The organism is Pseudomonas sp. (genome assembly GCF_036387035.1).
GTDB lineage: Bacteria > Pseudomonadota > Gammaproteobacteria > Pseudomonadales > Pseudomonadaceae > Aquipseudomonas.
The window spans coordinates 1-15,046 of the sequence record NZ_DASVUM010000069.1; the positions used below are offsets into that span (position 1 = coordinate 1).

Sequence of the window (15,046 nt, forward strand, 5' to 3'; positions counted from 1 at the left end):
TGCGGCCAATCGTTACTGGGCGCTGGGGCCGCTGATCAATCTGCCGGTGTTCGACGGCGGCCGCCGCAGCGCGAACGAACGTCAGGCCCACGCCGAGTTCGAAGAAGCCGCCGCGCACTACCACAGCCAGGTGCTCAAGGCGGTGCGCGAGGTGGAAGACAATCTGGGACAGTTGCGCGACTTGCGGCGCGAAGCCGCGGACCAGCAGGCCGCCGTCAATGCCGCGCAGAGCGCTGAACAGATGGCCATGAACAGCTATCAGGCCGGGGCGGCGAGTTACCTGGATGTGGTGACCGCGCAAACATCGGCGCTTCAGGCACAGCGGCGGTTGCAGGTGGTCGAGAGCGACCGGCTGCAAGCCAGCGTTGCGCTGATGGCGGCGTTGGGTGGGGGGTGGAAAAGCGGGTGAAGTGCCGGAGAACCGCAGGCGATGCACGAGCGCTGCTTCGAGCATGATTTCAGTGGAGAAAAAACAACGCCTCCACAAGGGAGGCGTTAGTCATGACGCGCCGAAGGCTAAAGATGCCTGGCCTCAGGCAAGATCGAAGCGGTCCAGCTCCATCACTTTGCTCCATGCGCCGACGAAGTCCCCGACGAACTTCTCTTGCCCGTCGGCGCTGGCGTACACCTCGGCCACGGCGCGCAACTGAGCGTGTGAGCTGAACACCAGATCGACCCGCGTACCGGTCCATTTGACAGCGCCGGTGCTGCGGTCACGGGCTTCGAACAGCTCGTCGCCGCCTGAGACGCCCTTCCACTCCACGCCCATGTCCAGCAGGTTCTTGAAGAAGTCGTTGGTCAGCGTGCCCGGGCGGTCAGTCAGCACGCCGTGCTGGCTGTGTCCGGCGTTGATGTCCAGAACCCGCAGGCCGCCCAGCAAAGCAGTCATCTGCGGCGCCGTCAGGGTCAACAGTTGCGCTTTGTCGACCAGCAGCTTCTCTGCCGAAACCCGGTAGCGGCCCTTGAGGTAATTACGGAAACCGTCGGCGACGGGTTCAAGAAACCCAAACGACTCGACGTCGGTCTGCGCTTGAGACGCGTCAACGCGGCCCGGGCGGAACGGTACCGTGACGGAGTGGCCGGCATTTTTTGCCGCTTGTTCGACACCCACGCTGCCGGCAAGCACGATCAGATCAGCCAGTGAAATCTGTTTGCCGCCCGCCTGAGCGCTGTTGAACTCGCTGCGAATACCCTCCAGCGTTTCCAGCACGACCGCCAGGTTGGCCGGCTGGTTGACCGCCCAGTCTTTCTGCGGGGCCAGACGCAGGCGACCGCCGTTGGCACCGCCGCGTTTGTCCGAGCCACGGAACGTCGACGCCGCCGCCCAGGCAGTGGACACCAGTTGCGGGACCGACAGCCCGGAGGCGACGAGTTTGTCCTTTAAGGCGGCGACATCGTTGCTGTCCACCAGCGGATGGTTGACCTCGGGAATCGGGTCCTGCCAGAGCAGCTCCTCAGCAGGCGTTTCCGGGCCGAGATAACGGGCCAGCGGCCCCATGTCCCGGTGGGTCAGCTTGAACCAGGCACGGGCGAACGCATCGGACAACTGATCGGGGTTTTCCAGAAAGCGTCGAGAGATCACCTCGTAAGCGGGGTCCACACGCAGGGCCAGATCAGAGGTCAGCATGCGCGGCTCCTGACGCTTGGCCGGGTCGTGGGCATGGGGAATCTTGCCTGCGCCAGCGCCGTTTTGCGGCCTCCACTGATGCGCCCCGGCCGGGCTCTTGGTCAGCTCCCATTCGAAGCCGAACAGATTCTCCAGGTACTCGTTGCTCCACTGGGTCGGCGTCGACGTCCAGGTCACTTCCAGGCCACTGGTGATGGCGTCGCCGGCTTTGCCGGAGCCATAGCTGCTGCGCCAGCCCAGCCCTTGTTCCTCGAGGGCGGCCGCTTCCGGTTCAGCACCGACATTGTCAGCGGGCCCGGCACCGTGGGTCTTGCCGAAGGCGTGGCCGCCAGCAATCAGAGCGACGGTCTCTTCATCGTTCATGGCCATGCGGCCGAACGTCTCGCGAATGTCCCGCGCCGACGCCGCCGGGTCCGGCACGCCCTCGGGACCTTCCGGGTTCACATAGATCAGGCCCATCTGCACCGCGGCCAGCGGGTTTTCCAGATTGCGCTCGCCGTTGGCGGTGCGGGTCTGTTCTTCGCTGTGATGCTCGGGTTCGGCAACCAGCGTGCCCTCGCCGGGCTGTTGCATGTCCTTGTGCGCGCCGTAGCGGTCTTCACCGCCCAGCCAGGTGGTTTCAGCACCCCAGTACACGTCTTCGTCCGGTTCCCAGACGTCGGCACGCCCACCGGAAAAACCGAAGGTCTTGAAGCCCATGGATTCCAGCGCCACGTTGCCGGTGAGCACGATCAGGTCGGCCCAGGAAATCTTGTTGCCGTACTTTTGTTTCACCGGCCAGATCAGGCGGCGGGCCTTGTCGAGGTTGACGTTGTCAGGCCAGCTGTTGAGCGGCGCGAAACGCTGCTGCCCGGCCCCTGCACCGCCACGCCCGTCCCCGGTGCGATAGGTGCCCGCACTGTGCCAGGCCATGCGAACGAACAGCGGCCCGTAGTGGCCGAAATCCGCCGGCCACCAGTCCTGCGACTGGGTCATGACCTCCAGCAGGTCGCGTTTGACGGCGGCAACGTCGAGGCTCTTGAACGCGGTGGCGTAATCGAAGCCCTCGCCCATCGGGTCAGACAACGAGGAGTGCTGATGAAGGATCTTGAGGTTCAACTGGTTCGGCCACCAGTCGCGGTTTGTCGTTCCGCCTCCTGCTGCGTGGTTGAACGGACATTTCGATTCGGTTGACATGGTCGACTCACCTTTTTGTTTACTTTTTCTGGCCGTCAGCGAACCGGCCCAGGCTAGCACTCGCACAAGCCTAGCCGACACGGGCCGGCCGTCTAATAGGCAAATACTTGGGCCACGATAGAGCAATGCTGTTAGCCGAGTATTTAACGCCGGTGCTTGTATTTACGCAGGCTTGAGCCTAACTGTAGGAACAGAGACGACGCCGGTTGGCGTCTTGATCACCGTGGCAATCTCAAGGAGATCCAGGCATGGTCACCACCGCTTCACTGGCCCCGCTGTTCAGGCAATCAGTGGGCTTTGATCGCTTCAATGACTTTTTCGAGTCAGCGCTGCACAGCGGGATTAACGCCAGCGGTCCGCCGCATAACGTCGAACGCTACGGCAACGATCATTACCGGATCGTAATCGCGACGGCAGGGCTCGCCGCGGCCGATCTTGACTTGACGCTGGAAAAAAACGTGCTGACCGTTTGCGGGGGCGAAGCGCTCACCGATGGCGGCGTCACCTACCTGCACCAGGGCATCGCCCACGGACCGTTCCGGCTGGTATTCCATCTGGCCGATCACATCGAGGTCCAGGGCGCGACCTTCAAAAACGGCTTGCTGATCGTCTTCCTGCTTCGCGTCGAGCCTCAGGGGACCAAAGCCCGAAGGATCATGATTCACAGCCCCGGGGACGAGCCCGACCGGCCGCACATCAGCCGGCCGTGATCCCACGGGCAAGGCCCACGATTTCGCCGGATCAGGCTTCGATCGACGCGAAATCAAACAGCATCTGCGGTGCTTCGACGAGCAACGAGCGCATCGCTTTTTCCGGGCAGCCCAGCGCCTGCAGTTGCTCGACGACGCTGCCGTAGCTCACCCGCTTTTCATGCTGGGTGTGCGGCCAGTCGCTGCCCCACACTAGGCGCTGCTCGCCAAAGCTTTGCATCAGCAGTGGCAGCGCAGCGCGGGCAAAGGTCAGGTTCTGCCGGTCATCGCCTTCAAGGCGGTAAATGCCCGACACTTTCATCCAGAGCTGGCCACCCTGCGCCAGCGCGAGGGTTTCCTGAAAGCCGGGCTGATCCAGCCCGAGACGGGCATCCGGACGGCCAAAATGGTCGAGCACGATCTTCACGCCGGAGGGCATCAATGCATGTATCAGCCCCGGCATGTCCGCGATCGGGCGATGCAGCTCGACGTGCCAGTCCAGCTCGGCAATGTGCCTGAACAGGGTCTGCCACGGCGGCGCGGAAAAATCCGGCAGCGCCTTGCCCATCAGGTTCAGGCGGATGCCGACCACGCCCAGCCGGTCCATCTCCTCCAGCGCCGCGCGGCTGATGTCGCGGTCCACCACCACCACGCCGCGCAGCTGGTCCGGCGCTTGCCGGAGGGCGTCGAGCAGGTAGCTGTTATCGGTCCCGAGAAAGCTCGGTTGCACCAGCACGCCATGGCTGAGCCCATGGGTGTGGAGTTCATGCTGATACATCGCCAGTGTGGCGTCGTAGTCCGGCGAGTAGCGTCTTGCCGCGGTCAGATCCAGCTCCCTGCTGAAGACGTGGGCGTGGCCGTCGATGCCAGGCATCGACGCGGGAAAAGTCTTGGGCATGGGTCTCATCTATCAAAAATCGCGCAGCGCCTTGAAGCCTGGGCCAAGCCGCCGCGCAGGGAAACATCAGGCGCTGGCGGCTTCGTTGCGACGGGTTGTGTCCTGTGCTGCCGCGGCGCCGCCCTCAAGGCTGCGACCGCGGGTTTCCGGCAGGCACAACGCGGCGATCACGGCAACGCCATAGGCGATCCCGGCATCGATGCCGATGGCCGACCCCAGCGACATCGACTCGCTCATGTGGCCGACCAGGAACGGAAACACCGAAGACAGCACGCGGCCGAAGTTGTAGCAGAAGCCCACGCCCGCTCCGCGCACGTCAGCGGGATAGAGCTCGTTGAACAGCGCGCCCAGACTGGCCGGGATGCCCGCCGCAAAGAAGCCCAGCGGGAACCCCAGAAACAGCATCTGCGTATTGGTCAGCGGCAGGAACACGTAGCACTGCACGGTGACGACGCAGCACAGCGCGAACAGCACGATGTTCAGCCGACGCCCGATACGGTCGATGAGAAAGCCGCTGGCAATGCAGCCGCACCAGAACGCGACGATGATCACCGCCAGGTAACCGCCGGAGTTGAGCACCGACAGGTTGCGTTCGGTTTTCAGGAACGTCGGCAGCCAGGTCATCACCGCGTGGTAACCGCCGTGGGCGCCAAGGCCGAGCAAACCGCCCAGCAGCGTCACGCGCAGCAGTTCCGGGCGGAAGATGCCGGCCAGGGATTTGAAAAAGCTCTGCGGAATAGCGTTTTCTTTTTGCAGGCGCTGGAAGCTGTCCGGCTCCTCGACATTGCGGCGCACCCAGATGATCAGCAGCGAAGGCAGCAGGCCGACCAGAAACATCACACGCCAGGCCATGTCCTGAGGCACGAAGGAATAGATCAAGGTGAACACGCCGACCGCCAGGCCCCAGCCCACCGCCCACGCGCTCTGCACGGTGCCCATGACCTTGCCGCGGTATTTCGGGTTGATGGTTTCAGCCATCAACACCGCGCCCGCCGCCCACTCACCGCCGATGCCGAAGCCCTGCAGGGCCTTGACGATCAGCAACGAACTGAAGCCGGTGACGAACGCCGACAGGAACGTGAAAAACGAGAACCACAGGATCATCCATTGCAGCGTGCGCACCCGACCGTAGCGGTCCGAGAGCGTGCCGCCGACCCAGCCGCCCAAGGCCGAGGTGATGAGGGTCACGCCACTGATCAGGCCTGCGTCGCCCTTGGTCAAGGCGAACGCGGCGATCAGCGCCGGAATCGCCAGGCCGAACATTTGCACTTCGAGGGCGTCCAGCGACCATCCGCCGAAGCAGGCCCAGAACGTTTTGCGCTCCCGAGGGGTGACGTGGCGATACCAATTGAACATGTTTTTATCCTTATAAGGGTGAATCGGCAGATGTAGAGCCCGTTCTGAGTGACGGGCTTGGGTGCAGCGTTCGGGCATGGGGCGCCGACGGCGCGTTCAGCGAATGTCGACGCTGTAGCGGAAATGACTGGCATGACCGCGCGAGCGGCGCCATTCCAGCGGTTGCCCGGCGTAGTTGCGCGCCAGGCGCTCGATCACCACCACCGGACTGTTGACCGGCACTTGCAGCAGGCGGGCGTGCGGCTCGCTGATGGCTTCGGCGGTCAGGGTCTCTTCGGCGTAGGCCACCACCTGGCCGCATTGCTCTTCGTAAATGGGATAGAGCAACGGGCCCTGGCGGCTCAGGTCGATTTCCAGCAGGGTCTGAAACTGCATTTGGGGCAGCCAGATTTCTTCGGCGAGGACCGGCTGGGCATCGAGCAATCGCAAACGAATCAGGCGAATCACCGGCGCGTCCAGCGGCAGGCCAAGGGCATGGGAGACGGCCGACGGAGCGCTGACGGCTTCGATGGAAAGGATCCGGCTTTCTGGTACCTGACGTTCACCGGAGACGCTTTGAAAGCGGAAAAACCTGAACAATGAGGACTGAAACTGCGGCCGGCGAATGAAGGTGCCACGACCCTGCTGGCGCTCGAGGACGTTTTCGCTGACCAGCATGTCGATGGCTTTGCGCACGGTGCCGGTGGACAGGCAGTACTCGCTGGACAGTGCGGCTTCGGTGGGGATGGCTTCGCCCGGACGCCAGCGGTTGTTGGCGATCTGCTCGGCGAGTTGGTCACGCAGACGTTGGTAGAGCGGCAAGCGGACATCGCTGGAAAGTCGGTTCATGGAGGCGCTTCGCTGTTGTATTTATGCAGTCATCTATATGAATCTGCGCTGAGTATTGTCCCGTTACAAATAGGCGTCAAGGGTGGCGGTGGGGGTTGGCGGACAAATGGTGGGGAGTCGGTCTGGTTGACCCAATGTGCAGGGGAACGCGAAAACGGCAGAGCGCATCCTGCCGTTGGGGTGGGTCAAGCGAGGTGATCAGACCGGCGAGATGGTGGCCAGCGCCCCGATCATGAGGGTGAGCGCGAGAAAGCCGAACAGGAAGATGGCGAGCTTGGCCATGGTGTCTCCTAGGTGAGCTGGGCTTCAGCTCATTCGAGCCGGATAAGAGCGTCCGGTCGGGCTCGATGGGTCGGCCGGATCTGTTCGGATTGTGCGCGGCGCGGCTGTTTCAGTACAGATTCAGGTGGGTCTTATAAAAACGGATCAGATGGCGGGATGCACGACGTCACCTCAGGATTTCAGCCTCGTCGCGTTTTTGCTGACGCACCTCTATTAACGGAGCCGGCTTGCTGGCGAACGCAGTCGGTCAGATACACAGGTATCAGCTGACACAACGCCTTCGTCCGATCACGGCCCTCAGCAAGGCGGTATCTACAGACTCGGGTTCAAATCGCCCCATGGCGACGCTGCAATCGCGCTGCTACGCTGCCTCCCCTCTCTCTGCGTCAGGCGCCGATCATGCCCACCATTCGCCCCATGACTCTGAACGATTACGACGCCATCACCCAGCTGATGCGAGACACGCCGGGTATTTCGTTGCGAGACGCGGACTCCCGCGAGTCGACGCAGCGGTACCTGTTGCGCAACCCCGGGTTGAGTTTCGTGGCGCAGGATGATTCTGCAATTTGTGGCTGTGTCATGTCGGGCCATGACGGTCGTCGCGGGTATTTGCAGCACTTGCTGGTGCTGCCAGCGTATCGGCGGCAGGGCATTGGCCGAGCGTTGGTCGAACGTTGCCTGGCCAGTCTGGAGGCCGTTGGCATTAACAAATGCCATATCGACGTGCTCAAGACCAACCCCGCAGGGGCGGCCCATTGGGTCAACCAGGGTTGGCAGTTGCGGCGTGATATCGATCGCTTCTCCTTCACCCGCCCCGGCAATGAAAACGCGTGATGCCGGGATAAACTCCGATCAGCCTTGGCTGACAGGCGCCACCGGCTGGCGGCGGGCGTAGACCATCAGGCCGCTGAGCAAGATAAGGCCGATGCCAACCACCGACGCGGTGCCCGGGAAGTTGCCGAACAGCAGCACACCGTAGGCGACCGCGAAGATGATTTGCAGGTAACCCAACGGTGCGAGCACTGACGACGACGCGTAGCGATAAGACTTGGCCATCAGAAAATGTGCGCACAGCCCCAGACCGCCCAGCACCATCAACAATCCAATCTGCCGCCAGTCGGGCTCGGCCCAGTAGAACGGCACGATGGCGCTGAGGATCAGGGTGCAGAACACGCCGACGTAGAAGCTGCACACCGCCGGGCTGTCGGTCTCCCCCGCCCGTTGCGTGAGCAGCTGGTACAGCGCGAAGAACAGCGCGGTGGCGAGGGGGAACAGCAGCCACAACGAAAAAGCATCGCTGGCCGGGTTGATGATCACCAACACGCCGACAAACCCGAGCAGCACCGACAGCCACTGCCAGCGGTCAGCCTTAATGCCAAACATCAGCGGCGACAGGATGGTGACGAACGCCGGCGCGAGAAAGACCAGCGCAGTGGATTCGGCAATCGGCACGTGGGTCAGGCCAAACAGGAAGGACAGGCTGTCGGCGAGCAGGACCACCGCGCGCAGCAAGTGCAGCCAGGGCCGGCGTGTATGGAAGACCTTCGCGCCGCCGTTGCGCAGCAGCGCCGTGGTGACCAGGGTGGAGTGGACCAGGTAGCGGGCCCACGCCACGAAAATCACCGGCAACGAAAAGATCAGTGTCTTGGAAATCGCGTCATGACTGGCGAACATCAGCGCCACGCCCGCCATCAACCACATGCCGATGACCTGCCGGTGAGCACCTTGAGGGGGAGTCATTGCAAAGCCTGCTACGAAAATGATGCGCAGGAGTTAACCACAAAAAATGCCTTGGGAAGTCGTCGAACGACAGTTCTCATAAACAACCCCGACGCATGCCGCACTTTATTGCAGGCAATAAAAAACCCGCCTGAGCGGGTTCTTTTCTATCAACACCATTCCAACATCCTGTCAGCAGCCGTCCCGGCAATGGTGGATCATCCTTGACCTGTGAAGCACATCCGGCGCTTCACTTGATGGAGCCAATGTTGCGCCTGCAGCGCTTGGCTGTACAGGGCGAGATCCCCCGACGACGTGTAAGCCTTTCGCTATCAGACGTGTCCGGAATCTCTCGAACCTGCTCCATGAAGCGCACCCGCTCAGACCTCGCGACAACGGCGCAGCGGAGGCATAATGTGGGCCACACCAATACCGCCTGCCGAACTCAGCCTGCGTGGCACCGCCACCCGGCAGTCGGCACTCACACCAGGCCTGGTCCTGCCGCGCAACGGGAAGCGATATGCCCACTCTTCTTCAGACACGCTGTTCATCCCTCCCCCATCCATTGATCTGCGCCTGCCGGGTGCAGTCATGATCGAAGTTACTGAAGTCTCCATCGCGCAATTGCGTGTGGCGCTGGAAGCGGGTCAGACCACCGCTGTCGAGCTGGTCCAGGCTTACCTGGCCCGAATCGACGCCTATGACGGCACCGACACACCCACCGCGCTCAACGCGGTGGTGGTCCGCAATCCCCAGGCACTCGCCGAAGCGCAAGCCAGCGATGAGCGTCGCGCGCGGGGCGAAACCCTCGGCCCCCTCGACGGCATTCCTTACACCGCCAAAGACAGCTATCTGGTCAAGGGCCTCACGGCCGCCTCGGGCAGCCCGGCGTTTGCCGAGCTGGTCGCGCAGCGCGACGCGTTCACCATCGAACGGCTGCGGGCCGGCGGCGCGATTTGTCTGGGCAAGACCAACATGCCGCCGATGGCCAATGGCGGCATGCAGCGCGGGGTTTATGGCCGCGCCGAAAGCCCTTATAACGCGGATTTTCTGACGGCGCCGTTCGCGTCCGGATCGTCCAACGGCGCCGGCACCGCGACGGCAGCGAGCTTCGCTGCGTTCGGGCTGGCCGAAGAGACCTGGTCGAGTGGCCGTGGCCCCGCCTCCAACAATGGGCTGTGCGCCTACACGCCGTCGCGCGGCGTGATTTCGGTGCGCGGCAACTGGCCCCTGACGCCGACCATGGACGTGGTCGTGCCTTTCGCCCGCACCATGGCCGACCTGCTTGAGGTGCTGGACGTGGTCGTTGCTGAAGATCCCGACCGACGCGGCGACTTGTGGCGCCTGCAGCCATGGGTGCCCATTCCCGCCGTCGACGCTGTGCGCCCGGCTTCTTATGCCGCGCTCGCTGCAAGCCCGCAAACCCTGGCGGGCAAACGCTTCGGTGTGCCGCGCATGTACATCAATGCCGACCCCGAAGCGGGTACTTCCGAAGCGCCCGGCATTGGCGGCCCCACCGGCCAGCGCATCATCACCCGCGCGTCGGTGATCGACCTCTGGGAACGGGCGCGCCAGGCACTTGAAGCCCAGGGCGCTGAAGTGATCGAGGTGGATTTCCCGCTGGTCTCCAACTGCGAAGGCGACCGTCCCGGCGCGCCGACGGTGTACAACCGCGGCATCGTCTCCCAGGCGTTTTTGCATCACGAGCTGTGGGACCTCACTGCCTGGGCCTTCGATGATTTTCTGCAGGCCAACGGCGATCCGAAACTGAACCGCCTGGCCGACGTCAATGGCCCGCTGATTTTCCCTCACGACCCCGGCACCCTGCCCAACCGCGAGGGCGATCTGGCCGCCGGCATGGACGAATACGTGAACATGGCCAAACGCGGCATTACGCCGTGGGACCGGATCGACACGCTGCCCGACGGTCTGCGCGGGCTGGAACATACGCGCCGCATTGACCTCGAAGACTGGATGCAGCAGCTCGGGCTGGATGCGGTATTGTTCCCGACCGTGGCCGACGTTGCCCCGGCCGATGCCGACGTCAACCCGTCCTCGGCGGACATCGCCTGGAGCAACGGCGTATGGGTCGCCAACGGCAACCTCGCGATCCGCCATCTGGGCGTGCCCACCGTCACCGTGCCGATGGGCGTGATGGCCGACATTGGCATGCCGGTAGGCCTGACTTTCGCCGGCCGCGCTTATGATGACAACGCCCTGCTGCGCTTTGCTTCGGCGTTCGAGTCCATCGGCAGCCAGCGGCTGATTCCGCCACGCACGCCGCCGTTGTCATCAGCCCGCTGATCACCGTAAAAAAGGTTGAGGCCAGCGTGCCTCGACCCTTCACGCTAAAACTGACCCTCAGGAGATGTGTTCAATGAGCAAGGCACCCTACGTTCCGCCCACGGTGTGGACACACGAAGCGCCCTCTGGCGGCCAGTTCGCCAGCATCAACCGCCCGACGGCAGGGCCGACGCACGAGAAAGTCCTGCCGGTGGGCAAGCACCCGTTGCAGCTGTATTCACTGGCCACGCCCAACGGCATCAAGGTGACGATTCTGCTGGAAGAGCTGCTCGCTCTTGGCCACAGCGGCGCCGAGTACGACGCCTGGCTGATTCGCATCGGCGACGGGGACCAGTTCGGCAGCGGCTTCGTCGACATCAACCCCAATTCGAAAATCCCCGCGCTGCTGGACCGCAGCGTTGAACCGGGCATTCGCGTGTTCGAATCCGGCTCGATCCTGCTTTATCTGGCGGAAAAATTTGGCGAGCTGCTGCCCAAGGATTTGGCCGGCCGCACCGAAACGTTGAACTGGCTGTTCTGGCAGATGGGCGCCGCGCCTTACCTGGGCGGCGGTTTCGGGCACTTTTATGTGTACGCCCCGGAAAAGTTCGAATACGCGATTGACCGTTTCACCATGGAAGCCAAGCGCCAGCTGGACGTGCTCAACCGGCGCCTGGCCGAAAGCCCATATCTGGCTGGCGACAGCTACACCATCGCCGACATTGCCGTCTGGTCGTGGTACGGACAAGTGGTGCGCAACACGGTGTATGGCGCCGCGCAATTCCTCGCGGCACATGAATACACCCATGTGCAGCGCTGGGCCGAAACCATCGCGCAACGGCCCGCCGTCATTCGCGGCACGCGGGTCAACCGGACCTGGGGCGACGAAGCGACACAGGTGCCGGAACGGCACGACGCCTCAGACCTGGATTGAGCCCCGCCAACGTGTGGGACCGGCTTTAGTCGGGAAAGCGTCAGTCATGACGCCGCAGATCATGCGGTGCTCACACCGGCCTCTTCCCGGCTGAAGCCGGTCCTACATATGCCGCGTTCTTGCGGTGGATTCATTCATCCATAGGCACCGCGCTCATCCAGTGGGACCGGCTTTAGCCGGGAAGGCGTCAGTCGTGACGCCGCAAATTTTGTGGTGCTCACACCGGCCTCTTCCCGGCTGAAGCCGGTCCCACAAAAACGCGGCGTGTCTCAGTGGATTGCATTCATCCATAGGCACCGCGCTCATCCAGTGGGACCGGCTTTAGCCGGGAAGGCGTCAGTTGCTACGCCGCAAGTCTTGTGGTGCTCACACCGGCCTCTTCCCGGCTGAAGCCGGTCCTACAAAAACGCGGCGTGTGTCAGTGGATTGCATTCATCCATAGGGACCGCGCTCATCCAGTGGGACCGGCTTTAGCCGGGAAAGCATCAGTCGTGACGCCGCAGATCTTGCAGTGCTCACACCGGCCTCTTCCCGGCTGAAGCCGGTCCTACATATGCCGCGTTCTTGCAGTGGATTGCATTCATCCATAGGCACCGCGCTCATCCAGTGGGACCGGCTTTAGCCGGGAAAGCGTCAGTCGTGACGCCGCAGATCTTGCAGTGCTCACACCGGCCTCTTCCCGGCTGAAGCCGGTCCTACAAAAACGCGGCGTGTCTCAGTGGATTGCATTCATCCATAGGCACCGCGCTCATCCAGCGGGACCGGCTTTAGCCGGGAAGGCGTCAGTCGTGACGCCGCAGATCTTGCAGTGCTCACACCGGCCTCTTCCCGGCTGAAGCCGGTCCCACAAAAACGCGGCGTGTCTCAGTGGATTGCATTCATCCATAGGCACCACGCTCATCCAGTGGGACCGGCGTTAGCCGGGAAAGCGTCAGTAGTGACGTCGCAGATCTTGTGGTGCTCACACCGGCCTCTTCCCGGCTGAAGCCGGTCCTACATATGCCGCATTCTTCCTGTGGACTCCATTCATCCATAGGAACCGCGCTTATCCAGTGGGACCGGCTTTAGCCGGGAAGGCGTCAGTCGTGACGCCACATAAATTCCCTAGGCTGACAACCCAGGATCAGGCGCCCGGCCCGTCCAGCTCGGCGAGCATCGCCGGGGGGATCACCAGCTCGGCGGCCGAGAGGTTTTCGTGCAAATGCGCCACCGAGGAGGTGCCCGGAATCAGCAGCAGGTTCGGCGCGCGTTGCAGCAGCCACGCCAGCGCCACGCACATCGGCGAGGTGTCCAGGCGCTTGGCAATGTCAGAGAGGGCGGTGGATTGCAACGGCGTGAACCCGCCAAGTGGAAAGAACGGCACGTAGGCAATGCCCTGCTTCCCGAGCTCGGCGATCATCTGCTCGTCGTCGCGGTGCGCCAGGTTGTAGTGGTTCTGGACGCACACCACTTCGCCAATGTTCTGCGCCTCGGCCAGCTGTTTGGCGCTGACATTGCTCAGGCCCAGGTGTTGAATAAACCCCTGGCGCTGCAACTCGACCAGCGCGCTGAAAGGCTCTGCAATCGATGCCTCATCCGGCGCATGCCCGGTGCCCCATGCCCTGAAGTTCACCACGTGCAACGCTTCCATGCCGAGATTGCGCAGGTTGTCGTGTACCGCACTCACCAACTCCGCCGGGCTGTTGGCGGGATTCCACGACGCGTCGGCGCCGCGCGATGCGCCGACCTTGGTGACGATCAACAGCTCATCAGCGTACGGGTGCAAGGCTTCACGGATCAGTCGGTTGGTAACGTGAGGGCCATAGAAGTCGGCGGTGTCGACATGGTTGACCCCGGCGGCCAGCGCTTCACGCAACACGGCGATTGCCGCAGCATGATCCTTTGGCGGGCCGAATACGCCCGGCCCGGCCAATTGCATGGCGCCGTAGCCCATGCGGTTGACGGTTCGGCCGCCGAATGAAAAGTGTCCTGCTGTGCTGGCCTGGCTCATGGGGTGACGCCTCGTTCGTGGGTGTGAGGCGACTATAGGCGTTGACCGATGCGTTGATAATCAGGTGCAATCGGCACGGGTTGTACGAGTGAGCGGACAATGGCGACAGACATTCAAGATTTGCTGGCCTTCGTGGCCGTGGTCAATGCGGGCGGTTTCCGTGAAGGGGCGCGGCTGAGTGGCAAGTCAGCCTCAAGCCTCAGCGACGCGATTCGACGCATGGAGTCGCGTCTGGGCGTGCGTTTGCTCAACCGCACCACGCGCAGTGTCGTGCCGACGGAAGCCGGCGCGCGCCTCATGGAACGGATCGTCCCGGCCCTCGGCGAAGTCGAATCGGCGCTGGACGTGGTCAATGATTTCCGCGATCGCCCCTCGGGCACCCTCAGGCTCAATGTGCCGGTCAGCGCGGCGCGCCTGATTTTGCCAGCGATCATCACCCCCTTTCTGCAAGCGCACCCGGATATCCGTATGGAAGTGGTCGCCGAAGAAAGCTTTGTCGACATGCTCGCGGCCGGTTGCGATGCTGGCATCCGCTACGACGAGCGCCTGGAACAGGACATGATCGCCGTGCCCATCGGGCCGCGTGTTCAGCGTTTCGCGACGGCCGCATCGCCTGCGTATCTGAACGCAAGAGGCCGGCCTGAACATCCGCGGGACCTGCTCAACCACAGCTGCCTGCGGGGCAAGTTCCCCAGCGGATCAATACCCTTGTGGGAATACGAGCGCGACGGCGAAGCGGTCCGCGTCGAACCCACAGGCCCCTTGATCGTGCGAATCGGCGGCGCGATCGACCTTGCCGTGCAGACCGCCATAGACGGTCTGGGAGTCGTCTCGCTGTTCGAAGACTGGTTGCGCCCGCACCTGAACAGCGGCGCACTGGAGCCGGTGCTCGAAACCTGGTGGCCAATATTCAGCGGGCCTTTTCTGTATTACCCGGGGCGACGTTATGTGCCATCACCCTTGAGAGCGTTCGTGGACTTTATCCAGCAGCGCGCTTGACGTTTATCCAACCCGACTCACAGTGAATGACTTGGATACATGCGCCCACGAAGCGCATTCATAGAGAAATAAATAACGAAAGTTCAAAAACTATAAAAAATTGGCAAAAAAAAACGCTGCATTCAATGCAGCGTTTCTTTTGTAGCGTTTGTAGTTGAAGCCGCCAGGGCACTGGCGATCAACCATTTTGACGACCGTAGCCCATGATGGTGTAGTCAAGGGTGTGGGTCACGCCAGCGTGGTCTACATAAACCATGGTGGATTG

Annotated in this window: 12 protein-coding genes; 6 read left to right on the top strand and 6 right to left on the bottom strand. The window is 62.7% G+C overall.

Translation table 11 applies throughout. From position 1 onward, the window contains the following. A partial coding sequence (locus tag VF672_RS06215; RefSeq protein ID WP_331102569.1) for a TolC family protein occupies window positions 1–409 on the top strand: 409 nt, incomplete at its 5' end. 123 nt (window positions 410–532) lie between these two features. On the opposite strand, the gene katG is transcribed toward VF672_RS06215, so the two are convergent. Beyond that, a complete protein-coding gene (gene katG, locus VF672_RS06220; protein WP_331102571.1) occupies window positions 533–2,803 on the bottom strand; it encodes a catalase/peroxidase HPI in 2,271 nt (756 codons plus the stop codon). Window positions 2,804–3,051: 248 nt separating this feature from the next. Here katG and VF672_RS06225 point away from each other — a divergent pair, with 248 nt between their 5' ends. Next, complete coding sequence (locus VF672_RS06225; protein ID WP_331102573.1) at window positions 3,052–3,513, top strand: Hsp20 family protein; 462 nt, start codon at window positions 3,052–3,054, stop codon at window positions 3,511–3,513. Window positions 3,514–3,544: 31 nt separating this feature from the next. Here VF672_RS06225 and VF672_RS06230 read toward each other — a convergent pair whose 3' ends face one another. From VF672_RS06230 to VF672_RS06240, 3 genes are all read right to left on the bottom strand, one after another. Beyond that, a complete protein-coding gene (locus VF672_RS06230; RefSeq protein WP_331102575.1) occupies window positions 3,545–4,390 on the bottom strand; it encodes an amidohydrolase family protein in 846 nt (281 codons plus the stop codon). Window positions 4,391–4,456: 66 nt separating this feature from the next. After that, window positions 4,457–5,746, bottom strand: coding sequence for an MFS transporter (locus VF672_RS06235; RefSeq protein ID WP_331102577.1), 1,290 nt, complete (start codon window positions 5,744–5,746; stop codon window positions 4,457–4,459). Window positions 5,747–5,842: 96 nt separating this feature from the next. Further along, window positions 5,843–6,574, bottom strand: a complete 732-nt coding sequence (locus VF672_RS06240) for a GntR family transcriptional regulator (protein WP_331102580.1) — start codon at window positions 6,572–6,574, stop codon at window positions 5,843–5,845. A gap of 681 nt (window positions 6,575–7,255) precedes the next feature. On the opposite strand from VF672_RS06240, the gene VF672_RS06245 reads away from it, so the two are divergent. Continuing rightward, window positions 7,256–7,690, top strand: a complete 435-nt coding sequence (locus VF672_RS06245) for a GNAT family N-acetyltransferase (protein WP_331102582.1) — start codon at window positions 7,256–7,258, stop codon at window positions 7,688–7,690. Between the two features lie 18 nt (window positions 7,691–7,708). Here VF672_RS06245 and VF672_RS06250 read toward each other — a convergent pair whose 3' ends face one another. Continuing rightward, on the bottom strand, window positions 7,709–8,596 hold the full coding sequence (locus tag VF672_RS06250) for a DMT family transporter (protein ID WP_331102584.1): 888 nt from the start codon (window positions 8,594–8,596) through the stop codon (window positions 7,709–7,711). 570 nt (window positions 8,597–9,166) lie between these two features. Between VF672_RS06250 and VF672_RS06255 the strand changes: the two genes are divergently transcribed. Continuing rightward, window positions 9,167–10,879: an amidase gene (locus tag VF672_RS06255; RefSeq protein ID WP_331102593.1), complete on the top strand. Its 1,713-nt coding sequence runs from the start codon at window positions 9,167–9,169 to the stop codon at window positions 10,877–10,879. 73 nt (window positions 10,880–10,952) lie between these two features. Then, window positions 10,953–11,792, top strand: a complete 840-nt coding sequence (gene yghU, locus VF672_RS06260; RefSeq protein ID WP_331102586.1) for a glutathione-dependent disulfide-bond oxidoreductase — start codon at window positions 10,953–10,955, stop codon at window positions 11,790–11,792. A 1,123-nt stretch (window positions 11,793–12,915) separates the two neighbouring features. Here yghU and VF672_RS06265 read toward each other — a convergent pair. Further along, on the bottom strand, window positions 12,916–13,782 hold the full coding sequence (locus VF672_RS06265) for an aldo/keto reductase family oxidoreductase (protein WP_331102589.1): 867 nt from the start codon (window positions 13,780–13,782) through the stop codon (window positions 12,916–12,918). 99 nt (window positions 13,783–13,881) lie between these two features. Here VF672_RS06265 and VF672_RS06270 point away from each other — a divergent pair, with 99 nt between their 5' ends. Further along, window positions 13,882–14,781, top strand: a complete 900-nt coding sequence (locus VF672_RS06270) for a LysR family transcriptional regulator (RefSeq protein ID WP_331102591.1) — start codon at window positions 13,882–13,884, stop codon at window positions 14,779–14,781. The last annotated feature ends 265 nt before the right edge of the window (window positions 14,782–15,046 follow it).